This is a genomic window from Pseudomonas sp. TNT2022 ID1044 (assembly GCF_028656895.1).
Taxonomy (GTDB): domain Bacteria; phylum Pseudomonadota; class Gammaproteobacteria; order Pseudomonadales; family Pseudomonadaceae; genus Aquipseudomonas; species Aquipseudomonas reinekei.
This window is the reverse complement of the sequence record NZ_JAMDHB010000001.1, coordinates 25665-49468: the sequence shown is the minus strand read 5'-3', so window position 1 is coordinate 49468 and position 23804 is coordinate 25665. Positions and strand designations below refer to the sequence as shown.

General features: G+C 59.7%; 20 protein-coding genes. 6 read left to right on the top strand and 14 right to left on the bottom strand.

Features of this window, described 5'->3' with window-relative positions:
- Positions 1-12: 12 nt before the first annotated feature.
- The 4 genes from M5G20_RS00205 to M5G20_RS00190 are packed head-to-tail and all read right to left on the bottom strand — an operon-like array spanning position 13 to position 5582.
- On the bottom strand, positions 13-2064 hold the full coding sequence (locus M5G20_RS00205) for an EscV/YscV/HrcV family type III secretion system export apparatus protein (RefSeq protein WP_273917387.1): 2052 nt from the start codon (positions 2062-2064) through the stop codon (positions 13-15).
- Between the two features lie 23 nt (positions 2065-2087).
- Complete coding sequence (gene sctW / locus M5G20_RS00200) at positions 2088-3194, bottom strand: type III secretion system gatekeeper subunit SctW (protein ID WP_273917386.1); 1107 nt, start codon at positions 3192-3194, stop codon at positions 2088-2090.
- Complete coding sequence (gene sctC, locus M5G20_RS00195) at positions 3191-4843, bottom strand: type III secretion system outer membrane ring subunit SctC (RefSeq protein ID WP_273917385.1); 1653 nt, start codon at positions 4841-4843, stop codon at positions 3191-3193. Before sctC ends, sctW begins: the two co-directional genes overlap by 4 nt.
- 4 nt (positions 4844-4847) lie before the next feature.
- Complete coding sequence (locus M5G20_RS00190; RefSeq protein ID WP_273917384.1) at positions 4848-5582, bottom strand: helix-turn-helix domain-containing protein; 735 nt, start codon at positions 5580-5582, stop codon at positions 4848-4850.
- A gap of 223 nt (positions 5583-5805) precedes the next feature.
- Here M5G20_RS00190 and M5G20_RS00185 point away from each other — a divergent pair, with 223 nt between their 5' ends.
- The 5 genes from M5G20_RS00185 (at position 5806) to cobA (ending at position 11568) form a co-directional block, all read left to right on the top strand.
- Complete coding sequence (locus M5G20_RS00185; RefSeq protein WP_273917383.1) at positions 5806-7017, top strand: CmpA/NrtA family ABC transporter substrate-binding protein; 1212 nt, start codon at positions 5806-5808, stop codon at positions 7015-7017.
- Between the two features lie 15 nt (positions 7018-7032).
- A complete protein-coding gene (locus M5G20_RS00180) occupies positions 7033-7608 on the top strand; it encodes an ANTAR domain-containing response regulator (RefSeq protein WP_273917382.1) in 576 nt (191 codons plus the stop codon).
- Between the two features lie 276 nt (positions 7609-7884).
- A complete protein-coding gene (locus tag M5G20_RS00175; protein ID WP_273917381.1) occupies positions 7885-9096 on the top strand; it encodes a nitrate/nitrite transporter in 1212 nt (403 codons plus the stop codon).
- 8 nt (positions 9097-9104) lie between these two features.
- Complete coding sequence (locus M5G20_RS00170; RefSeq protein WP_273917380.1) at positions 9105-10790, top strand: bifunctional protein-serine/threonine kinase/phosphatase; 1686 nt, start codon at positions 9105-9107, stop codon at positions 10788-10790.
- A gap of 10 nt (positions 10791-10800) precedes the next feature.
- Entirely contained in the window at positions 10801-11568 is a 768-nt protein-coding gene (gene cobA, locus M5G20_RS00165; protein ID WP_273917379.1) for a uroporphyrinogen-III C-methyltransferase, read from the top strand.
- A 116-nt stretch (positions 11569-11684) separates the two neighbouring features.
- Here the strand turns inward: cobA and M5G20_RS00160 are convergent, their stop codons facing one another.
- The 8 genes from M5G20_RS00160 to ppsA all read right to left on the bottom strand — a co-directional run bounded on the left by M5G20_RS00160 (position 11685) and on the right by ppsA (position 19846).
- Positions 11685-12716, bottom strand: a complete 1032-nt coding sequence (locus tag M5G20_RS00160; RefSeq protein WP_273917378.1) for an OmpA family protein — start codon at positions 12714-12716, stop codon at positions 11685-11687.
- Between the two features lie 107 nt (positions 12717-12823).
- Positions 12824-13414 carry an RNA polymerase sigma factor SigX gene (sigX, locus tag M5G20_RS00155; RefSeq protein WP_017337463.1) on the bottom strand — a complete coding sequence of 197 codons (591 nt, stop codon included), beginning with the start codon at positions 13412-13414 and terminating at the stop codon, positions 12824-12826.
- Positions 13415-13504: 90 nt separating this feature from the next.
- The gene (locus M5G20_RS00150) at positions 13505-14329 is read right to left on the bottom strand and encodes a mechanosensitive ion channel family protein (protein WP_034147984.1); all 825 of its coding nucleotides are present in this window, start codon (positions 14327-14329) and stop codon (positions 13505-13507) included.
- A gap of 2 nt (positions 14330-14331) precedes the next feature.
- On the bottom strand, positions 14332-14580 hold the full coding sequence (locus M5G20_RS00145; protein WP_020801096.1) for a hypothetical protein: 249 nt from the start codon (positions 14578-14580) through the stop codon (positions 14332-14334).
- Between the two features lie 63 nt (positions 14581-14643).
- Positions 14644-15639, bottom strand: coding sequence for a zinc transporter ZntB (locus M5G20_RS00140; protein ID WP_150733206.1), 996 nt, complete (start codon positions 15637-15639; stop codon positions 14644-14646).
- Positions 15640-15666: 27 nt separating this feature from the next.
- Positions 15667-16158 (bottom strand): ribonuclease E activity regulator RraA, encoded by a 492-nt coding sequence (rraA, locus tag M5G20_RS00135; protein WP_273917377.1) that lies wholly within the window; start codon positions 16156-16158, stop codon positions 15667-15669.
- A 137-nt stretch (positions 16159-16295) separates the two neighbouring features.
- Positions 16296-17285, bottom strand: a complete 990-nt coding sequence (locus M5G20_RS00130; protein ID WP_273917376.1) for an alpha/beta fold hydrolase — start codon at positions 17283-17285, stop codon at positions 16296-16298.
- A 185-nt stretch (positions 17286-17470) separates the two neighbouring features.
- Positions 17471-19846 carry a phosphoenolpyruvate synthase gene (gene ppsA, locus M5G20_RS00125; protein WP_273917375.1) on the bottom strand — a complete coding sequence of 792 codons (2376 nt, stop codon included), beginning with the start codon at positions 19844-19846 and terminating at the stop codon, positions 17471-17473.
- 174 nt (positions 19847-20020) lie between these two features.
- On the opposite strand from ppsA, the gene ppsR reads away from it, so the two are divergent.
- Complete coding sequence (gene ppsR / locus M5G20_RS00120) at positions 20021-20839, top strand: posphoenolpyruvate synthetase regulatory kinase/phosphorylase PpsR (RefSeq protein ID WP_075949118.1); 819 nt, start codon at positions 20021-20023, stop codon at positions 20837-20839.
- Positions 20840-20901: 62 nt separating this feature from the next.
- Here ppsR and prpD read toward each other — a convergent pair whose 3' ends face one another.
- Together prpD and prpF are read right to left on the bottom strand one after the other, a co-directional pair.
- On the bottom strand, positions 20902-22386 hold the full coding sequence (gene prpD, locus M5G20_RS00115) for a 2-methylcitrate dehydratase (RefSeq protein WP_273917374.1): 1485 nt from the start codon (positions 22384-22386) through the stop codon (positions 20902-20904).
- 198 nt (positions 22387-22584) lie between these two features.
- On the bottom strand, positions 22585-23775 hold the full coding sequence (prpF, locus tag M5G20_RS00110; protein ID WP_273917373.1) for a 2-methylaconitate cis-trans isomerase PrpF: 1191 nt from the start codon (positions 23773-23775) through the stop codon (positions 22585-22587).
- Between the last annotated feature and the right edge of the window lie 29 nt (positions 23776-23804).

The following is a 23804-nucleotide window of genomic DNA, read 5'->3' as shown; positions in this document are numbered from 1 at the left end:
TACAGGTTTTCCTTACAGCGTTTTGAGAACATTGACGGAAACGGTCTCGGAGATTTCGCCGAACGACATCACGTCCAGCTCCCGGAAGCGTCCCTCGATGAGTTTCTTGATGTAGCGCCGCACATCGATCGAACACAGCAGCACCATGTCTTTTTGCGCAATGTGCAGGTTGTCCAGGCCGACACTCAGCCGGTCCATCAGCTCTTCCGACTCGGCCGGGTCCAGGTTGATGAAGCTGCCGCCCGAGGTTTGCCGAATCCCGCGCCGCACCACCTCTTCGAACTCCGGTGACAACAGCAGCACACGCAGGTCATTGCCTTGGGCAAATTTGTTGCTGATGTAGCGGGCCATCGTGCCGCGAACGTGTTCAACCAGCGCCAGCACGTCCTTTTCCCGCGATGCCCAATGGGCCAGAGATTCGAGAATGAGCTTCATGTTGCGCACGGAAATGCGCTCGCCAATCAGCCGCTGCAGCACTTCGGCGATCTTCTGCACGGTGACGTGGCGATAGACCTCCTTGAGCAGGTCGGGGTAGCGCGCTTCCATTTCGTCGAGCAGTTGCTTGGTTTCCTGCACGCCGAAAAACTCCTGGATATTGCGCGCCAGCAGCGTGACCAGGCAGCGGTAGCATTCTTCGTCAGCGGGACGCAGGTGATAGCCCAACTGTTGCACCCGCTCGCGGTCAGTGGCGTTGACCCAGACACCGCCCAGACGATTGCTGTCATTGCCGCGCACCAAGGCAAAACCCAAGGCTTCCAGCTCCGGCGAATAGTCGAGCAATCGCCAGTGATCGAAATGGATATCGAACTGCTCGGCACGGACTTCATTGATCAGCACAGCGACTTGAGAGGCCGGCAATGCGTCGCTGGCACGAAGCTGCGGTTCAGGAATGCGCAAGCCGTAGTCGACGAAAAACTGGCTGCGAAAGCGCGCCGCCCAGCGCGCCCTGGTCAATTCTTCCAGGCGCGATGTCGGCACCAGCAACATCAGGGCAACGGTTTCGGTGGCGACGTTGTCGACTTCATCGAGCAATCCCGACTCGGGTTGCAGCGCGTCCTGGCCAGCAGGTGCAGCGCGACTTTCACCCTGTCCGGCGGCTCTGGAGGATTTTCGATGGCGCATGAACACCACCAGCCCCAGCACGCTGGCAATCGACAAAAACGTTAACAGCGGAAAGCCGGGCAGCAGACCGACGCCCACCGCCAGCAGTGCGGTCACCCCCAGAACGAATGGGTTACCGAGCATTTGCGCAAGCATGTTGCGCCCCAGGTTGCTGTCATCGCCGTTGACGCGGGTGACGATGAAACCGGCACCGATGGCAATCAGCAACGCCGGAATCTGCGCCACCAGGCCGTCGCCGATGGTCAGCAAGGTGTAGGTCGACAGCGCGGTGGACATGTCCATGCCCATTTGCCCGACACCAATGGCCATGCCGCCGATGAAGTTGACGAAAATAATGATGATGCCGGCAATCGCATCGCCCTTGATGAACTTCATCGCCCCGTCGAAGGAGCCGTACAACTGGCTCTCGCGCTCCAGTACGCTACGTTTTTCCCGGGCTTCTTCGGCGGTGATGGCGCCCGCTTTCAGGTCACCGTCGATGCTCATCTGTTTACCCGGCATGCCGTCCAGGGAGAAGCGTGCTGCCACTTCGGCAACCCGCTCCGAACCTTTGGTGATCACGATGAACTGGACAATGGTAACGATGGAAAAAATCACGAAACCCACCACCAGGCTTTCGCCGATCACGAACTCACCGAACGAAGCGATGATCTCGCCCGCATCGGCCTGGCTGAGGATCAGGCGGCTGGTGCTGATCGACAGCGCCAGGCGAAACAACGTGGTCAACAGCAGCAGGGCCGGGAATGTCGAATAGTTGAGGATGCGCTCGATGTAAAAAGAGCCCATGAACACCAGCAACGAAATGATGATGTTCAAGCCAATCAGAAAATCCACCAGCACCGTCGGCAAGGGAATGATCAGCATGGCGATGATCATCACCATCAATGACAGAATCAGCAGCTCCGGGCGAGCGCTGACATTGCGTAAAAATACATTGAGCATGGCAGGTCAGTTCCGGGAAAACGTCATGGGCAACCGCAGAGACGTCGTCGTTCAATACATTCATGGGCGTAGGCAATGTCAGCCAGGCGCGTGAACTGTTCGGCCAGACGCTGCGGCGCCGCTTCATCGACAAACAGCGGCAACGGCAATTGCAGACTGAGACGGCGCAGCGTTTGCAGCACGGTCCCGCGCTCACGGTGAGGGCTCAGCAACAGGCGTTCACCCAGTGCGCCGAGCAACAACTGATCGAGTTCGTCGGGGTAGGTCAGCAGCCCCATGAGCAATACCAGCCAGTCGGATTCCTCGGGGTTGTGCCGGCAGATGAGTTCATCGCCGAGCAGGCTGCCGATGAACAGGCCATCGGCTGATCGCAGGCGCTTGAGGTCGGCCAGCCTGGCCAGCAGGTCACCAAACTCCGCGCGCGAGCAACTCGGGTCCTGGGCACTGATGTCAGTGAGCAAGGCGTCTTCGATAAACAGCAGCACGCTCATGCGTTTTGGTGCACCGTACAAGGCAATCCAGTCCTGGTAGCAACTGACCGGGCCGTCGTCGGACTCGAGAAAATCCCGATAGGTTTCGCGCAGCAAACCCGCACGCACAGCCATGCTCGCACCAAACATCCGGGCTTTGAGGGCGGTGTTGATGCCGGCATTCATTCGCTTGGGCGAGGCCTCGGCGAGCGCCGCCTGCAATGCCCGTTCGAGCCGCCGACGCGACCCGGCATCCAGCCGTTTGCGGCGCAACAATTCCCGCAGGACCAACACCAGATCGCTGTCATCCGGGAACAACCCGCGCAATTGCTGCAACAGCCAGGTGACAGGTTTGTCCGCCAGCCGTGCCAGGCTGAGTATCCGCTGCACCTTGGGCTGCGTGTCGTCATCGAGCACGCGTTCGAAGTTGTCGGTCAGGGCGTCCGACTTGAGCTCGAAATGCCGCCGGCTACGAAACTGCGCCAACGCCGCCGACATTTCGTCGCTGATCTGGACCAACCGCTGCGCAGCCGCCGCCGTTCCGCTGTCGTCCAGATCAAGGTCCGCATCTGCCTGCGGTGCTGGTTGTTCAGCGGCTTTCTCGGCATTCAGCCGTGCCTGGGCCGCCCGCCCACCCGTGGAAACCGGTGGCAGGATCATCTTTGTGCAGCCCGCAAGTACGATCGACGCACACGCTCATGCTGCTGCGGGGTGAGTGGTTGCGGGGCCGGCTCCGTGACGGGTTCAAGGGCGTCGAGAATTTCCTTGGGTTGAATCAGGAAGACGCGCACCGTGTTGGCCGAGCGGTTCTGGCGATAGCTGAACAAGCGTCCGATCCATGGAATCGAACCCAGTACCGGTATCCGCCCGATTTGCTCGCTGTGGTCATCGCGGGTGAAACCGCCCACCAACAGACTCTTGCCCTGGGGCACCCGCGCCACTGTGTTGATCCGCGTGCGCCCGACCGTGGGCAGTGCGTTCGGGCGCTCACCCTGGCCGGGGTTTTCCACTTCATTGCCGTCTTCGATATTGAGCGACATTTCCACCTCGTCGGCCTTGGCGAAACGCGGCAGGACACTGACCAGCGTGCCGTAGGTCACGTGCTGCAAATCGACACTGCGCTCCCCCACCAGTGGCGCATAGAACGTGCGGTTGTTGTCGAAGATCGCCGGCACGTTTTCCTGGGTCAGGATCACCGGTCGCGAAACCACGTTGGCGCGGTTGGTCCGTTCCAGCGCCATGACCTGGGTCACGAACGAAGCGCCATCGAGGGTGGTCGCCGAGCCCGCATTGAGCGAGGCGGAAAAAGCCCCGCCCGAATTCACGGTGCCCTGCCAATTGATGCCCAGTTGATTGAGTTCGTCCTTGTGCAGATCGATGATCCACAACGACAGCTCCACGTGGCGTTTGGGCCTGTCGAGCGCACTCACCAGGTTCTCGATGAAACGCACTTGCTCCGGCAAACCCTTGACCAATAGGCTGTTGGTGTCGGGATAAGCCACCACCCGAATATTTCCGGCGGCCACATCCCGCGCAATAACGCGCGGCGCGACCGGGTCTTGATCCGAAGGCGCACTCGCCAGGCCTTCCAGGGGAAACGCCGGCATCAGGCCTTGCGGTCGTGGCGCAACGGCCTGGGCCACCGACGGTTCGACCTCGCGTTTTTCGCCGCGCAGCAATTGTTCAATCACGGTGGCCAGGCCGGGGATGGTCACCTTGTCATCGCGCAGCTCGTATTTGCGATCGCTGACAAAGGTGTTGCGCACCTGGATAACGCCGATCTGCTGCTTGCCCAGCAACAGTTCCGAGCGCTGGTTACCCATCATCCCGGCCGCTTGCACCACCAGGTCGACGTACATCGGCGGGCCCGACACATGGAACGTGCGCAGACCGTCGTGGCGCAACGGGTAACGCTTGTCGTGCAGTCCGGAACGTTCGAGAAATGCCTGGAGCCTGGCAACGGTGAGCGTCTGCAGCGACATCATTGAGCTTTTGAATTCCGAGGCGTCGTACAGGTAAATCGCCTGGCCATCGGTGTACCAGATCAGGCCCATCTGCAAGCTGATCCGCTCAAAGGTCCGCAGTGGCGTGAGCAAATCGAACGTTCCGGAAACCCGCTTGGCCGCGGCGGCCTTGCTGACGATCACCGGTTTGCCCAGCGGCCCCGACAGCTCACTGAAAAACGTACGCGCGCTCTGTTCACGGGCCTCGAACTGATAGATTGCGGACTGCGCGGCAACCGGTGCGAGCAGCAATGCAGCGCTCAGGCAAACGGGTAAAAGGGGTAATGAGAACAATCGGCAGTTCATCGGCTCACTTGCCTGGAAGGTAGGTAATATCGGCCAGACTGCTGGGCGTGAAGCCCACCAGCTCGCGGATTTCCTTGGAGAAATGCGAAGAGGAGGCGAAACCGAACTCCAGCGCGACATCCGTCAGGGAGCCGTCCTGCTGGCTCATGTTCAGCAGTGCCTGGGCCGTTCGCCAGCCACGCAAGGCGGGTTTGGCCGCAGTCCCCAGCGCCTGTCGACACAAGCGACGGAAATGCGAAACGGAGACGCCATACCGCTGCGCCAGCGTGGTCAGCTTTTCACTGCGGGTGCCCTGCTCCAGCAGGAAGCGCACAAGCCCATAGCTCTCGCAGTTGCGCAGCACGCCGGCAAACGCCTGATAGGCCGGGCCACCCGCCATCGCCTGCTCGATGTACCAGCGCTCAAGTGCTTTGTGCGACTGCGCGGCTGGATCAGCCATCGGCAGTGCCGCCCACGGTGCATGGCCGGATGGTTGGTCAACCAGCGCTTCACCCAGATCGATGAACACTTGCAACTTCACCAGCGGCGCTTCTTGAATCGGACGGGTTTGCACGCTGCCACTCACTTCGATGGCAGCGCTGATCGCGATCAACCCTTCCCACCCGGCGGGCAGTTGGCAGGCCTTCGCACACTGAGGCGAGACCAGATACGCGGGGGATTGCCCGACACGCAGATGCAGCACCCGCTCGCTGAGACGGGCATCAGGGGAACCTGTGACGCGAAGTGATTCGATGGGCACGCCAACCTCCTTTGCAGCCTGACGTCAGGGGTCGGCAGGATGAAAGACATGGCGCGTTGAATCCTGATGTAAAGCTGATGAACCCGGGATGGCATATGCCTTGCACCCGTTCAGGCATCAGCACACAGACCAACGACGGAATGTGTGCAAGGACAATGGCGTCGTCACGCGGCCTTGCGGGTTCAAGGGCTGGGGCGGCGTTTTTTTTGAAGGTGCGAAATTGATGAACGAACCATCAGCCGGCCCTCTGGCCTGGGTTAACGGCAGCGATGCCCCGGAAAAGACCGAAATCAATCTCGGCTTCATGGCCCTGAGCGACTGCGCCTCGGTGGTTGTCGCCGCCACCCAGGGCTTCGCCCAACCCTACGGCCTGACGCTGAACCTCAAGCGCCAGTCGTCCTGGGCCAACCTGCGGGACAAACTGGTGAGCGGTGAACTCGATGCCGCCCACAGCCTGTACGGCTTGATCTACGCCGTGCACCTGGGCATCGGCGGCGTGGCGGCGACCGACATGGCCGTACTCATGGGCCTGAACCAGAACGGCCAGAGCATCAACCTCTCCCATGGTTTGCAGAGCCTTGGCGTGACCGGTCCTGAGGCACTTCACCGGCACGTGCACCAAACTCGCCCAAAACTGACGTTCGCTCAAACCTTTCCCACCGGCACCCACGCCATGTGGCTGTATTACTGGCTCGCCAGTCAGGGCATTCATCCGTTGCTGGAGGTCGACAGCGTGGTGGTACCGCCGCCACAAATGGTCGCGCACCTGCAGGCGGGGCGCATTGACGGTTTCTGCGTCGGCGAGCCGTGGTCCGCCAGCGCGGTGCAACAGGGCCTCGGTTTTACCCTGGCCACCACCCAGACCATCTGGCCCGACCATCCGGAAAAAGTCCTCGGCTGCACTCGCGCCTTCGTCGAGCAATACCCCAACACCGCCCGGGCACTGGTGATGGCGATCCTTGAAGCCAGCCGTTTTATCGAAGACAGCGTCGAGAACCGTCGCAGCACCGCGCAATTGCTCAGCGCGCCGCAGTACCTCGACGCCCCGCTCGAATGCATCGAACCCCGTCTGCTGGGCGACTACGACGATGGCCTGGACAATCGCTGGCAAGACCCGCACGCCCTGCGCTTGCACGGTGAAGGTGAAGTAAACCTGCCGTACCTGTCCGACGGCATGTGGTTCATGACCCAGTTCCGTCGCTGGGGCTTGTTGCGCGATGACCCGGATTACCTCGCCGTGGCCCGCCAGGTTCAGCAACTGGATGTGTACCGAGACGCGGCGAGTGCCGTCGGTGTCGCATCACTGGGCAAAGAAATGCGCAGCAGCCAGTTGATCGACGGCAAGGTCTGGGACGGTTCAGACCCCGCCGGCTATGCCCGCAGCTTCAAACTGCACGCCATGAGCGACAGCTCGCCCCGACTCGCCAGCCGCTGACAGGAGACTGCGAACATGTTGCGTATCCTGCTGATCAACGACACTGCCAAGAAAGTCGGACGCCTGAAAGCGGCCCTTAGCGAAGCCGGTTTCGAGGTCATCGACGAATCAGGCCTGACCATCGACCTGCCCGGGCGCGTCGAAACGGTGCGTCCGGACGTGATTCTGATCGATACCGAGTCACCGAGCCGCGACGTCATGGAGCAAGTGGTGCTGGTCAGCCGCGACCAGCCACGGCCCATCGTGATGTTTACCGACGAGCACGACCCCGGCGTGATGCGCCAGGCGATCAAGTCCGGGGTCAGTGCCTACATCGTCGAGGGCATCCACGCCCAACGCTTGCAGCCGATTCTGGATGTCGCCATGGCGCGCTTCGAAAGCGATCAAGCCCTGCGTGCGCAGCTGCACGCCCGCGACCAGCAACTGGCCGAGCGCAAGCGCATAGAGCTGGCCAAGGGGCTGCTGATGAAAATGAAGGACTGCAACGAAGAAGAGGCCTACACCCTGATGCGCCGCCAGGCCATGAGCCGCCAGCAGAAGCTGATTCAGGTGGCGGAGCAGATTATCGCCATGAGTGAACTGTTGGGTTGAGGCATTGCGTTGCCTGTTAGGGCCTCATCGCGGGCAAGCCCGCTCCCACAGGTTTATCGGTACCCACAAAACCTGTGGGAGCTTGCTCGCGATGAGGCCGCGACACGGTCTCAATTGTTGGCACAGATATCGCTTAGCAAAACCTACAGGTAACCAACGGCGGTTGCCCAATCTACGACAAAGACGTCGCTCACCTCGTTTGCCCCCGGGCAAATCAGGTGGCGGCGTTTTTTTGTTTTGGCTCCCGTTCGAGACTCCTATCAGCTGAGGTGCGCGATGAATTCAAGCTTCTGGAAATCCGGCCATACCCCGACCCTGTTCGCGGCGTTCCTCTATTTCGACCTGAGTTTCATGGTCTGGTACCTGCTCGGCCCCCTGGCAGTCCAGATTGCCGGTGACTTGCAGCTGACCACCCAACAGCGCGGCATGGTCGTGGCCACGCCGATTCTGGCCGGCGCGATACTGCGCTTTGCCATGGGCATGCTGGCTGATCGCCTGTCGCCAAAAACCGCTGGCCTGATCGGCCAGGTCATTGTGATCTGCGCACTGTTCGCTGCCTGGAAACTCGGCATCCACACCTACGAACAGGCATTGCTGCTGGGACTGTTCCTCGGCATGGCCGGCGCGTCCTTCGCCGTGGCCCTGCCGCTGGCGTCACAGTGGTATCCGCCGCAGCACCAGGGCAAGGCGATGGGCATCGCCGGGGCCGGTAACTCAGGCACCGTCCTTGCCGCGCTGATTGCGCCGGTGCTGGCGGCCGCGTTCGGCTGGAGCAACGTGTTCGGCTTCGCCCTGATCCCGTTGATCCTGACCCTGATCGTGTTCGCCTGGCTGGCCAGGAATGCCCCTGAACGGCCGAAAGCCAAGTCGATGGCCGATTACTTCAAGGCCTTGGGCGACCGCGACAGCTGGTGGTTCATGTTCTTCTACAGCGTGACCTTCGGTGGCTTCATCGGCCTGGCCAGCGCCCTGCCCGGCTATTTCAACGACCAATATGGCTTGAACCCGGTAACTGCCGGTTACTACACCGCAGCCTGCGTGTTTGGTGGCAGCCTGATGCGACCACTGGGCGGGGCTTTGGCAGATCGCTTCGGTGGCATCCGCACCTTGCTGGCGATGTACACCGTGGCAGCGATCTGCATTGCAGCCGTGGGCTTCAACTTGCCAAGTTCCTACGCGGCGCTGGCGCTTTTCGTCTGCACCATGCTCGGTTTGGGTGCAGGCAACGGCGCGGTTTTCCAATTGGTCCCACAGCGTTTTCGCCGCGAAATCGGCGTCATGACCGGTTTGATCGGCATGGCCGGCGGAATCGGTGGATTTGCCCTGGCAGCAGGCATGGGAGCGATCAAGCAAAGCACCGGCAGTTACCAGCTGGCGTTGTGGTTGTTCGCCAGCCTGGCAGTGCTCGCATGGTTCGGCCTGCACGGCGTGAAACGTCGCTGGAGAACCACCTGGGGTTCGGCAGCCGTGACTGCTGCGCGGGTTTGAGGTCTTAAATGAGCCTGCAACTGAGCTTCGCCGAAGCCAGCGCCACCGGCCCTCGCGAAGAGAATCAGGACGCCCTGCGCCTGGTGACGCCAGCCCCGGCGCTGGCGGCCAGCAAGGGTTACCTGTTCGCCATCGCCGACGGCGTCAGCCAGTGCGCCGATGGTGGCCTGGCAGCCCGTTCGACATTGCAGGCGCTCGCACTGGATTACTACGCCACCCCGGAAACCTGGGGCGTGGCACAAGCCCTTGATCGCCTGCTGCTGGCGCAGAACCGCTGGTTGCAGGCCAACGGTGGCGGGCAACCGCTACTGACCACGGTGAGCGCTCTGGTGCTGCGTGGCAGGCGTTTTACGTTGGCTCACGTCGGCGATTGCCGGGTGTATCGCTGGCACGCCGATCAATTGCAGCGCGTCAGCGAAGATCACGTCTGGGATCAACCGGGCATGCAACATGTGCTCAAGCGAGCGCTGGGACTGGATCAACACCTGGTGCTGGATTTCCTCGACGGTGAACTGCGCCTTGATGAAAGCTTCGTGCTGCTCAGCGACGGCATCTGGGCGGTTCTCGGTGACACCGCGATCGCAGCGATCCTGCGCGATCAACCGGATCTCGATAGCGCCGCGCAGACGCTGGTGCATGCCGCGCACCTGGCCGGCAGCCAGGACAACGCCAGCGCGCTGCTGGTGCGGGTCGATGGCCTCGGTGAAACCAGTATTGGCGATGCCTTGATTCACCTGCAGCAATGGCCTTTGCCGCCGGCCCTGAAACCCGGACAGGATTTCGAGGGCTGGCAGGTGGAAGGGATACGCGGCCAGAGCCAGCAGTCGCTGCTCTATCGAGTGCGCGACAGTCAGCAACAACCGTGGCTGCTGAAAACCCTGCCCGGCCACCTGCACGACGATCATCAGGCCGGGCAAGCCTTGCTGTCGGAAGAATGGTTTCTCAAGCGTGTGGCCGGTCGGCATTTCCCTGAAGTCCATGCCGCCAGCCAGCGTCAGCATTTGTACTACGTGATGCGCGAATATTCCGGGACGACCCTGGCGCAGTTGCACGCGCAAACCGGCCCGCTGCCACTGGCCCAGTGGCAGGACCTGGCCGAACGCCTGCTCAAAGCGGTCGGCCTGCTGCATCGACGGCAGATCCTCCACCGCGATATCAAACCGGAGAACCTGCTGCTGGGAGAAGATGGCGAGCTGCGTTTGCTGGACTTCGGCCTCGCCTATTGCCCCGGTTTGTCTGAAGACCAACCCTCTGCCCTCCCCGGCACGCCCAGCTTCATTGCACCGGAAGCGTTTCGCGGCGAAGTGCCGACACCGCAGCAGGATCTCTATGCGGTCGGCGTGACCCTGTTTTACCTGCTGACCGGGCATTTTCCCTACGGCGAAATCGAAGCGTTTCAACGACCACGGTTCGGCAGGCCCGTCAGCGCCAGTCGCTATCGTCCCGACCTGCCGGATTGGTTGACGCAAAGTCTGGAACGCGCGGTTGCCGCCGATCCCGGCCAACGTTTTGAAACGGCGGAAGAATGGTTACTACTGATCGAACAAGGCGAACGACACAGCTTGAATGTACGCCCGCGCCCACTGCTTGAACGTGAGCCGCTGAAGGTGTGGCGAACGTTGGCACTGGTGTCAGTGCTGGCGAATCTGGCGCTGTTATTTGCGGTATTTCATGGCTGTTGCCATTTCATTTGAGGAACACAGGATGAGCGCAAAAGTCTGGCTGGTGGGTGCGGGACCGGGTGATCCGGAACTGCTGACACTCAAGGCCGTAAGGGCTTTGAGAGAGGCGGATGTGGTGATGATCGATGATCTGGTGAATACCGCGGTCCTCGAACATTGCCAGCAGGCGCGTGTCATTCCTGTCGGTAAACGCGGTGGCTGCCGCTCCACGCCGCAAGCGTTCATCCATCGTCTGATGCTGCGTTACGCGCGCCAGGGCAAATGCGTGGTGCGACTCAAGGGCGGTGACCCGTGCATTTTCGGGCGCGGCGGTGAAGAGGCGCAGTGGCTGCGTGAGCGCGGGGTTGAAGTCGAGCTGGTCAATGGCATCACGGCCGGGCTCGCCGGAGCCACGCAATGCGATATCCCGTTGACGCTGCGCGGAGTCGCGCGTGGGGTAACACTGGTGACCGCACATACTCAGGACGGCAGCAGCCTGAACTGGCAGGCCCTGGCCCAAGGCGGTACGACTTTGGTGATTTACATGGGAGTGGCCAGGCTCAGCGAAATTCGCGAGCAGCTGTTGGCCGGAGGGATCGCGCTGGATACGCCAGTGGCGATGATTGAAAACGCGTCACTGCCACAGCAACGGGAATGCCGTAGTGATCTGATGGCAATGGAAGCGGATGCTTACGCCTTCGGCCTGAAGAGCCCGGCAATATTGGTCATCGGAGCAGTGGCGGCTAGCGAGAAGATCAAACGAACAGAGTCATCGGCAGCGCCTGCAGGTATCTACGCCCAGCTTGTATAGCCGCTGGCGCAGGCGGCGATCTTTTCGCTGCAGACCTGCATCTCACGCTACAACAGCAAATCGCAGACAAAGAAAAGCCCGGCCTAAGCCGGGCTTTTCTCAGAGCGGCGAGCTAATTACTTAGCTTCAGCTTCAACCTGCGCTTCTACGCGACGGTTTACAGCGCGGCCAGCGTCAGTTGCGTTGTCAGCAACTGGGCGGGATTCGCCGTAGCCGACGGACTGAACGCGGGACGATTCAACACCGTACTGGTTGGTCAGAACTTGCTTAACGGCGTTTGCACGACGCTCGGACAGTTTCTGGTTGTAAGCGTCAGGACCGACGGAGTCAGTGTGACCTTCAACAGTAGTGGTGGTGGATGGGTACTGCTTCATGAAGTCAGCCAGGTTCTTGATGTCGCCGTAGCTGTTAGGCTTGACTACCGACTTGTCGAAGTCGAACTTCACGTCCAGCTCAACACGAACAACTTCAGCAACTGCCGGGCAGCCATCAGCGTCAACAGTTACGTTGGCTGGGGTGTCCGGGCACTTGTCAACGTTGTCGCAAACGCCATCGTTGTCGCTGTCGGAGCAGACTTCAGCTGGTGCTGGAACTGGAGCAACAGGCTTGGAGCCGCCACCGAAGTTCACACCGATACCGACGCTAGGAGCCCACTCGGTGTTGCCCTGGTCGATGTTGTACTGAGCTTCAACGCCGGCACGGGCGTAGAAGTTGTCGGTGAAGTACAGCTTGGCGCCGCCACCAACGTTGGCGAAAGTCGAACGGTCACGACCGTTCGAACCGTTCTGGTCGATGCTCTGGTCGGAGAAACCGGCCGAGACGTAAGGACGCAGCATGTCGCCTGGGTTGTTGAAGTGGTACAGAGCGTCCAGAGCGGTGTTGGCGCCCTTGATGTTCTGGCCGGAATCGGAACGTACGTTGTGCACTTCGTCGTAAGCCAGACGCAGTTCAACGTCGTCGGTCAGGAAGTAACCAACAGAACCACCGAACAGATTGCCGTCGTTTTTGAAGTTACGAGTGCTGTCGTAGTACTCTTTCTTTGCAAAGCCTTCGATTTCAACTGCGCCTTGGCCCTGTGCCAGAGCGCCGAACGAAGTGGCGGCAATAAGAGAACCAATGGCCAAGCCCAAGGTGTTTTTCAGTTTCATCCGTTAAATCCCCATCTGGTGATTGTGAAGCAGTCCCGCAAACCGGGGGACAACTCGGCGACAAGTCTATCAGAACTTGCCTACACGTAAGAGATATTTGCGCCGAACTAAGTTTCAGCAATGCCTGCAAATTTCTCACGCAATTTATCTAGAGCGCGTTTGTACCGCATTTTTGTAGCACTCAAACCCATATGCATGATATCCGCGATCTCCTGAAACTCCAGCTCTGCGACAAATCGTAGCACCAGAATTTCACGGTCAATCGGGTTCACATACACCAGCCAGCGATCAAGTCCGCCCTTTTCCTCGGGTTTCGGCGCCTTTTCCTCAGACGCTTCCTCGAGGGGGTCAAGACTCAATGCGTCCATCAAGCGACGCTTTCGCCGTTCCTTTCGATACTGCGTAATACACTCGTTGTACGTGATGCTATATAGCCATGTCTTGAACTTCGATTTTCCTTCAAAGTTCTTCAGGCCGTACAGCACCTTTAACATGACTTCCTGACAGACATCGTCTGCGTCGCGATCGTTCCCGAGATATCGTGCACAGACGTTAAATAATGTTCGTTGGTAACGTCGCATCAATTCTTCATAGGCGCGCGTTACGTGAAACAGCTCGGTATGCGAGCGCGCGACCAACTCCTCATCAGAGAGCTCGCGGGGGTCGTAGCGCGTGGATAGCGATTGGGCTTTATTCAAAACAAGTCGGGCCGACAGTCAGGTCAATGTCCGCCGCAGCCAGCATCAGGCGGCATTTTGCGGCGGCATACATTAGCAGGGTTTGCCGGGTTAGCGGCTACTCACATGCTGCTCAAGTAGGATCCGATTGGAGAGAGAGACTAGCTCACCCTCATCGGTCAGCAATGTGGTTTTAACCGTGCCGATCTCTTCGATCTGCCCTTCGACCTCTCCAACTCGCACTTGTTGCCCAACCTGATACAACTCACGCACATAGATTCCCGCAAGAATCTGACCGGCAATTTCCCGGCTTCCCAACCCCATGGCCAGCGCAACTGCCAGACCAACGGTAATCAAAACGATCACGATCACGTGGTTGAGCAGGTCAGTCTTGACCTCCAACTGACTGATCGCCACCGAGATGCTGATGATGATCACCAGGCCTTGGGCAATTCGCCCCAGCCCCGAAGCGTAGTCCAGGCCCACGCCTTCTGCCGCTCCGCGCACCAGCCCATTGGCCAGTTGCGCCAGCAAAACACCCACCAGCAGCACCAGCGCGGCGCCAAATACCTTCGGCAAATACAGCGCTAGCATGTCCAGCGTAGCTGAAACTCTCTCAAGTCCAAGGGATTCTGCGGCTGAAACCAGAAAAATCAGCAGAACAAACCAATAGACGATCTTGCCGATCAATGTCGAGATCGGTACTTGCAGGCCGGCGCGGGACAGCAGCTTGGTCAGGCCGGTGCCGCCCATCAGGCGATCAAGGCCCAGTTTGGCGAGCAATTTGGAAAGCAGCGTATCCAGCAGCTTGGCCACGACAAAACCCAACAGCAGCACAACCAGTGCGCCGAACAGGTTCGGAATGAAGTTGGCAATCTTGGTCCATAACGCAGTCATTGCAGTGACGAGGCTCTGTGTCCAGAGATCAAGTTCCATATTCAATCAGCCTTATCAGCAGTGCGAGCGGTAGGTTTACGAAGACGGGACACCGGCGCCACGTGGGCCGATCCATTATTCAGGGCGATCATCAGGGCAGGCAACCAACGGCCCAGCAGGCTGAACAAATCACCGGCGCCGACCTGACGATTGGCGGTTTTCAGTACGCGCCCCAGGCATGCATCGTCGTCCCGGGTGGACGGTGATGCCTTGAGCATGTCACGCAAAGACTGTTCAAACGGATCGTGCATACGCACCTCTCGTGATGTCTGTGAAAGACGCGGTGAAATTTGGTCGGGTCACATGGCGCTCCCTCAGACCCAGCGCAAACGTCGGTATAACCACCACTGCCCCAATGCCACCGAAACCACCAACAGGCAAGCGATCAGGAAACCATACGGGCTCGCAGAGAATGGAATGCCACCGACGTTGATCCCCAAAAGCCCGGTCAAAAAACTCATCGGCAGAAAGATTCCGGTGATGACACCGAAGCGATACATCGTGCGATTCATGCGCACGCTCAAGCGCCGGTCTTCAGCCTCCAGCACAAGCCCCACGCGCTCTCGGGTCAATTCAAGCTCTTCGAGATAGCGGGTCAGGCTGTTGTTCAATTCGTTCCAGTAATCACCATCGTCCTCGACGAACCAGGGCACTTTGATCCGTGTCAGCTGACCGAAAATATCCCTCTGCGGAGCGAGAAACCGCTTCAACGCAGCGGCCCGGCGACGGATCTGCAAGATCGATCCATGTTCGGGCGTATACCGTTCGTCGGCATCAAGCTTTTCTTCTTCCTCATCGACCACTTCCGAGAGGCAACTGACCAGATCCTGCACTTTGTTGGTGAGGTACTGCGCCATGTAAAGAATCAGCTCGGAGGCGGTTTTCGGCCCCTTGCCCTCCTCCAGTTGCACCAGTAGCTCTTCAGTGGCGCGCAGCGGCCGCAAGCGCAAGGAAATGACCCGCTGGGCAGAACCGAAGATCCGCACCGAGACCATGTCTTCAGGCTCGGCACCCGGATTGAGGTTGACTCCACGCAAAAATAGCAGCAGTTCGCTGTCGGGAAGCTGTAAAAGCCGCGGACGGGTATTTTCTTCTAGCAGCAGATCACAGCTGAACTCACTCAAACCGCTGTATTTACGCAACCAGGTCTGGGTTTGCGGATGACTGCGATCCCAGTGCAGCCACAGGCTTTCATGGGCCTGCAGCTGCAGTTCATCGAGTTCAGTCCGGGCTATCGAACGCGCGCCGCCTTTACCGTCCAGCACCAGGGCATGTACCAGCCCCCATTGCGCGTTTTCTTCCTCGAACATCCGCATTCCTTCAGTCAATCGGGGATTTTATTCAGGCATTTTCAGCGGGCTCGGCGAGATGATCACGCCGTTGTTGTCCGCATAGAGGTAGTGGCCAGGGTGGAAGGTCACCCCGGCGAAGGTCACGGCAACGTTGAGGTCGCCGAGCCCGCGCTTGTCGGTCTTCATCGGGTGGCTGGCCAGGGCCTGGACCCCCAGATCGGTCTGGGCGATGACGTCGACGTCACGGATGCAACCGTAGATCACCAGCCCTTCCCAGCCGTTTTTCGCGGCTTTCTCGGCGATCATGTCACCCAGCAGCGCACGACGCAGGGAGCCACCGCCATCGACCACCAGCACCTTGCCGTTGCCTTTGAGTTCGGCTTGTTCCTTGACCAGCGAGTTGTCTTCGAAGCATTTGATGGTCACGATTTCGCCACCGAAGGAATCACGGCCGCCAAAATTGCTGAACATCGGTTCCAGCACCTGGACCAGCTCCGAGTAGGCGTCGCACAGGTCAGGCGTGAGGTAATGGTTCATCGAGAAACTCCTGTAATAAGGGAGACAGCACGAACATCACTGATGAATCAGTCATCGAAAATGACCAGAACAGCTCAATGCGTCATATCTTAGCCGCAAGCCGATCAGAGCGAAATGCCCTTGATAGAGCGCCCAGCTTAGATCGCCTTGGCCAGTTCCGCTTGTTCAGCGAGCAACGGCGCGTGCGGATCCGCCAGCCAGCGCGCCACCAGTGGCCAGACCTCAAGCTGTGCGGCTTTGCTGACGAGCATTTCGACGTGGCCGAAATTGTCGCCGAAACCCTGCTCGCGGCCCAGATTGATGAACTGCTTGTGCTCGGAACCCATTTGCTCAAACAACTTGCGGCACGCCCAGGCAGGATCTTGATGATCACCCGCCGCGCTTACGGCGAGCACCGGCATTTTCACCTCGGCGAGCCCCGCCCACCAGTCCTTGTCAGCATCGCCGAAGCGGCCGAACAAGCCATACCAGCGCATGCTTTCCAGGGCCAGGCCAATCGGCTCGTCCTCCGGGCCGCGCTTGAGCCGTGAACCCGAGAGCTGGGCAAAACGCTTGAGAATGAAGCGCCCGCCCCACTCCACCGGTGGAATCTTCAGCGGCCAATAGGTGCGGCTGACCTGGGTGCCAAAGAACGCTGCAGACGCTACCACCGGCTCGCCGATGTACTCGCCGCCCAGCGCCGCCGCCAGGGTGATTCCACCCAGCGAATGGCCGATCCAGTGCGGGACCTGGCCGCTCTGCTCACGCACGAACGCACCAATGGCCGGCAGATCGTAGCGCGCATAGTCGGCGACGCGGTTCTTGCGATAGTTCTGGTTGCGCCGCGACAGGCCGTGACCGCGCATTTCCGCGATCCATACGTCGAACCCCAGGCGCGCCAGATACGCCCCAAGGCCAAGGCCCTTGGGAGAAAACCAGAAGCGTCGATTGGAAAAGCTGCCATGCAGCAGGATCACTGGCACGCCACGCATGGCAGGCTCATCGGCCATGCCCAGGCGGGTGACCGCCAGCTCGACACTCGGGTCCGGACTGTTGGCCGGTTTCAAACGATAAACGTCTTCGCTCAGATCGCCGCGCCGCTCGGCGCTGATCAGGGCGACAGGAAATAGGTTGCTGCTGCTTTGCATAATCTCTTGCACAAAAAAGGGCGGCATCCAGATGGAGCCCGCCCTACTTCAATCTCAAGGCCCGCCCCATGTGGGAACGAGCCTGCTCGCGAAAGCGGTGTATCAGCGAACATCCATGGCGGATGTTGCTCCGTCTTCGCGAGCAGGCTCGCTCCCACAGGGTCAGGCCGTCGTTCACATGCTGATCAAGCCTGCGCCTGACCTTCGGCGAGGAAGAACCAGGTTTCCAGTACGGAGTCCGGGTTCAACGAAACGCTTTCAATGCCCTGCTCCATCAGCCATTTGGCCAGGTCCGGGTGGTCCGAAGGCCCCTGACCGCAGATACCGATGTACTTGCCGGCCTTGTTGCACGCGGCAATGGCGTTGGCCAACAGCTTCTTGACCGCCGGGTTACGCTCGTCGAACAGGTGCGCAATGATCCCGGAGTCACGGTCCAGGCCCAGGGTCAACTGGGTCAGGTCGTTGGAACCGATGGAGAAACCGTCGAAGAATTCGAGGAACTCTTCAGCCAGAATGGCGTTGGACGGCAGTTCGCACATCATGATGACGCGCAGGCCGTTCTCGCCACGGGCCAGGCCGTTTTCGGCCAGCAGGTCTACAACCTGGCTCGCTTCGCCCAAAGTACGGACGAACGGCACCATGATTTCGACGTTGGTCAGGCCCATCTCATTGCGTACGCGTTTGAGGGCGCGGCATTCGAGCTCGAAGCAGTCACGGAACGATTCGCTGATGTAACGCGAAGCGCCACGGAAGCCCAGCATCGGGTTCTCTTCTTCCGGCTCGTACAGCTTGCCGCCGATCAGGTTGGCGTATTCGTTGGACTTGAAGTCCGACAGACGCACGATGACCTTTTTCGGCCAGAACGCTGCAGCCAGTGTGCTGATGCCTTCAACCAGTTTCTCGACGTAGAAGCCGACCGGATCGTCGTAACCGGCGATGCGCTTGTCGACGCTTTCCTTGATGTCCAGCGGCAGACCGTCATAGTTCAGCAGTGCTTTGGGGTGCACGCCGATCATGCGGTTGATGATGAACTCCAGACGGGCCAGGCCGACACCGGCGTTCGGCAGCTGCGCGAAGTCGAAGGCGCGGTCCGGGTTGCCGACGTTCATCATGATCTTGAACGGCAGATCCGGCATGGCGTCCACGGAGTTCTTCTTGATGTCGAAGCCCAGTTCGCCTTCGAAGATGAAACCGGTGTCGCCTTCGGCGCAGGAAACGGTTACGCCCTGGCCGTCTTTCAGCAGCTGGGTGGCATTACCGCAGCCCACAACGGCCGGGATGCCCAGTTCACGTGCGATGATCGCCGCGTGGCAGGTACGACCGCCACGGTTGGTGACGATGGCGCTGGCGCGCTTCATGACCGGTTCCCAGTCCGGGTCGGTCATGTCGGAGACGAGTACGTCGCCTGGCTGGACCTTGTCCATCTCGGACACGTCCTTGATGATGCGGACCTTGCCGGCGCCGATGCGCTGGCCGATAGCGCGGCCTTCAACCAGCACGGTGCCGGTTTCTTTCAACAGGTAACGTTCCATGACGTTGGCCTGGGTACGGCTCTTCACGGTTTCCGGACGGGCCTGCACGATGTACAGCTTGCCGTCGTCACCGTCCTTGGCCCATTCGATGTCCATCGGGCACTGGTAGTGCTTCTCGATGATCATCGCCTGCTTGGCCAGCTCGCTGACTTCGGCGTCGCTCAGACAGAAACGCGCGCGGTCAGCCTTGTCCACATCGACGGTCTTGACCGAACGACCGGCCTTGGCCTCGTCGCCGTAGATCATCTTGATGGCCTTGCTGCCCAGGTTGCGGCGCAGGATGGCCGGGCGACCAGCATCCAGCGTGCCTTTGTGGACGTAGAACTCATCCGGGTTCACCGCGCCTTGTACGACGGTCTCACCCAGGCCGTAGGCGCCAGTGATGAACACCACGTCACGGAAGCCCGACTCGGTGTCGAGGGTGAACATCACGCCGGCGGTGCCGGTTTCGGAACGGACCATGCGCTGCACGCCAGCCGACAGGGCGACCAGCTTGTGGTCGAAGCCCTGGTGCACGCGGTAGGAAATCGCACGGTCGTTGAACAGCGAAGCGAACACCTCTTTGGCGGCGCGAATGACGTTTTCGACACCACGGATGTTCAGGAAGGTTTCCTGCTGGCCGGCGAAGGAAGCGTCCGGCAGGTCTTCGGCGGTAGCGGAAGAGCGCACGGCCACGGCCATGTCAGGGTTGCCGGCCGACAGCGTGGCGAACGCGGTGCGGATTTCGGCATTCAGTTTTTCCGGGAACTCGGCTTCCATGATCCATTGACGGATCTGGGCACCGGTCTTGGCCAGGGCATTCACGTCGTCGACGTCCAGGGCATCGAGGGCGTCGTGAATCTGCTGGTTCAGGCCGCTCAGTTCGAGGAAATCACGATATGCCTGAGCGGTCGTGGCGAAGCCACCGGGCACCGATACGCCGGCACCTGCAAGGTTGCTGATCATCTCGCCCAGGGATGCGTTCTTGCCCCCCACGTGCTCAACGTCGTGTTTGCCGAGCTTGTCGAGGGAAACTACGTACTCTACCAAGGTGATCTCTCCACTAACTGTGTTGGAAAAGCTCAGAAACCGGCTGCTTGAATGGGCATTTGCCGGCTATATGGCCTGGACCTGGAAAATAAGTGAGAATGCAGGCCAATGGCGGCCGACAAATCGCGCCTATCATATCCAAGATTCGTTACTAGCTTAAGGCCCAAGGTGCAAATGAAACGATCTGCTTTCTTTATCTCCGATGGCACCGGCATTACCGCCGAAACCCTGGGTCAAAGCCTCCTGGCGCAGTTCGAAAACATTACCTTCAGCAAAGTCACGCGGCCGTACATCGACAACGTGGACAAAGCGCGGGCCATGGTACAACAAATCAACAAAGCCGCCGAAACCGACGGCTTTCGTCCGATTATCTTCGACACCATCGTCAATCAGGACATTCGTGAGATTCTTGCTACCTCGAATGGTTTCATGATCGACATTTTCTCGACGTTCCTGGCCCCCCTGGAACAGGAACTGACCGAGCATTCTTCCTATACCGTGGGCAAATCCCACTCCATCGGCACCAGTTCCAATTACATGGAGCGTATCGAGGCCGTCAACTTCGCCCTCGACAACGACGACGGCGCCCGCACGCACTATTACGACAAGGCCGACCTGATACTAGTGGGCGTGTCGCGATGTGGTAAGACACCGACGTGCCTGTACATGGCCATGCAATTCGGCATCCGCGCGGCCAACTACCCGCTGACCGAAGACGACATGGAGCGCCTGCAACTGCCAAACGCCCTGCGCGCCCACCAACACAAGCTGTTCGGCCTGACCATCGACCCCGACCGCCTCACCGCGATCCGCAACGAGCGCAAACCCAACAGCCGCTATTCGAGCTACGCCCAGTGCGAGTTCGAAGTGCGCGAGGTGGAAAACCTGTTCCGCCGTGAAAACATTCCACACATCAACTCCACGCATTTCTCGGTGGAAGAAATCTCCGCGAAGATTCTCGTGGAGAAAGGTGTGGAGCGGCGTTTCAAGTAACGCTGTAGCGCCTGATCTATTGCCATCGCGGGCTTGCCCGCGATGAACGATAACGCGATCTCCTAGATAACAAACAAATCCACAAACCGATTAACAGGCGTCACTTCAAGCGCTGCCTGATCCTTGCACAACGCAAGAATTTCCTCGCTACGCTGCCCGGTGAATCGTGTCAGCAAGTTCGCCCTGAACTTGTCCTCCAATAACGGAATGCCCTCGGCACGCCGCCGACGATGACCGATCGGATACTCCACCACCACGTTCTCGGTGCTGGTCCCATCCTTGAAAAACACCTGGATGGCATTGGCGATCGAGCGCTTGTCGGCCTCAAGATATTCCCGGGTGAAACGCGGGTCTTCGACAATCACCATCTTGTCGCGCAGCACATCGATGATCGGATGCGCCTTGTGGAATTCGTCCTCGTAATACTCGGCCACCAGATTGCCGAAGGCCAACGGCACAGCAGTCATGTACTGGATGCAGTGATCGCGATCAGCGGCATTGGCTAACGGGCCGACCTTGGAAATGATGCGAATCGCCGACTCATGGGTGGTGATCACGATCCTGTCGATTTCGTGCAGGCGATTGCGCACCTGCGGATGCAAGGTAACGGCCGCTTCACAAGCCGTTTGCGCATGGAACTCGGCAGGGAAACTGATTTTGAACAAGACGTTTTCCATCACATAACTGCCGTAGCTGCGGGAAAAACTGAACGCCCGCTTGTCTTCGGGTTTTAGCGCCAGATCATTGTTGGTGTGGCTGAACAACACGTCGTAAAAACCCCACTGTCTGGCACTCAGAACACCCGGAATACCCATCTCCCCGCGCATCGCCATGTCCGCCAGGCGCACGCCACGACTGGACGCATCCCCCGCTGCCCAGGACTTACGCGATCCGGCATTCGGTGCATGCCGGTACGTGCGCAGAGCCTGACCATCCGCAAAAGCGTGAGATAGCGCCGACAACAACTGCTCGCGATTGGCGCCCATCAGTTTCGCCGTGACGGCCGTCGAGGCGACTTTCACCAGAATGACGTGATCGAGGCCGACGCGGTTGAACGAGTTTTCCAGGGCGATCACGCCTTGAATTTCGTGGGCCATGATCATCGCTTCAAGAACTATACGAACAGTCAGCGGTGCTTCGCCATTGGCCAGGCGCTTTTGTGATAAATGGTCGGCCACCGCGAGAATACCGCCGAGGTTATCCGACGGATGCCCCCACTCGGCGGCGAGCCAGGTGTCGTTGTAATCGAGCCAGCGCACGATGCAACCGATGTCCCACGCCGCCTTCACCGGATCGAGCCGATAGCTGGTACCGGGCACGCGGGCACCGAACGGCACGACGGTGCCTTCGACCACGGGCCCCAAATGCTTGGTGCACTCGGGAAAACGCAAGGCCAACAGGCCGCAACCCAAGGTATCGATCAGACAGTTGCGCGCGGTCTCCAGCGCCTCTTTGGATTCGATCTTGTAGTTGAGGACGTAATCGGCAATGTCCTGCAGGACCTTGTCGTAGTCAGGGCGGTTGTTCAGGTCGACGTTGGCGCTCATGTTCGATTCACCTGTAGGAGCTGGCTTGCCAGCGATAGCGGTGTCACACAAAACAATGATGTTGAATTTGACGGCCTCTTCGCTGGCAAGCCAGCTCCTACAAGGAGGCGGTGTCTTCTGTAGGAGCCGGCTTGCCGGCGATAGCGATTTCAAAGACGCCATCGCCGGCAAGCCGGCTCCCACAAGGTTACGTGTTAGTTAGAATGAATCACCCGGCACTCGCACAAACCCTTCCATCAATACACGCGCACTGCGGCTCATGATGGCCTTGTTCACGGTCCATTCGCCGTTGACCTGGCTGGCTTCGGCGCCAACACGCAAGGTGCCCGACGGATGACCAAAGCGCACTGCGTTGCGCTCTACACCACCCGCAGCCAGGTTGACCAAAGTGCCGGAAATCGCTGCCGCGGTACCGATGGCGACAGCCGCCGTGCCCATCATCGCGTGGTGCAGCTTGCCCATGGACAACGCACGCACCAGCAGATCGACATCGCCCGCCGCAACCGCTTTGCCGCTGGACGATACGTAGTCCGCCGGCTTGGCCACGAACGCCACTTTCGGCGTGTGCTGACGCTTGGCCGCTTCGTCGACATTCGAAATCAGGCCCATGCGCAATGCGCCGTAAGCGCGGATGGTTTCGAACATCAGCAAGGCTTTCGGATCACCGTTGATCGCGCCTTGCAGTTCGGTCCCCTTGTAGCCGATGTCTTCGGCATTGACGAAAATCGTCGGGATGCCGGCGTTGATCATGGTGGCTTTGAAAGTGCCTACACCGGGTACTTCGAGGTCGTCCACCAGGTTGCCGGTGGGGAACATCGAACCGCCGCCGCCCTCTTCGTCCGCCGCCGGATCGAGGAACTCGATTTGCACTTCTGCCGCCGGAAAGGTCACGCCGTCGAGTTCGAAATCGCCGGTTTCCTGCACCTCACCATTGGTAATCGGTACGTGGGCGATGATGGTCTTGCCGATGTTGGCCTGCCACACGCGCACCACGGCAATGCCGTTGTGCGGGATGCGGCTGGCGTCCACCAGGCCATTGCTGACCGCGAACGAACCGACCGCCGCCGACAAGTTGCCGCAGTTGCCGCTCCAGTCCACGAATGGCTTGTCGATAGCGACCTGACCGAACAGGTAATCAACGTCGTGATCGGCCTTGATACTTTTCGACAGGATCACGGTTTTGCTGGTACTGGAGGTCGCGCCGCCCATGCCGTCGATTTGTTTGTCGTACGGGTCGGGGCTGCCGATTACACGCAGCAGCAACGCATCGCGGACCGGGCCTGGCACCTGGGCGGCTTCTGGCAAGTCGGTCAGGCTGAAGAACACGCCTTTGCTGGTGCCGCCGCGCATGTAAGTCGCTGGAATTTTGATTTGCGGTGCATGAGCCATGGTGTTGCTTACTCCTTAGCTAGAAAACA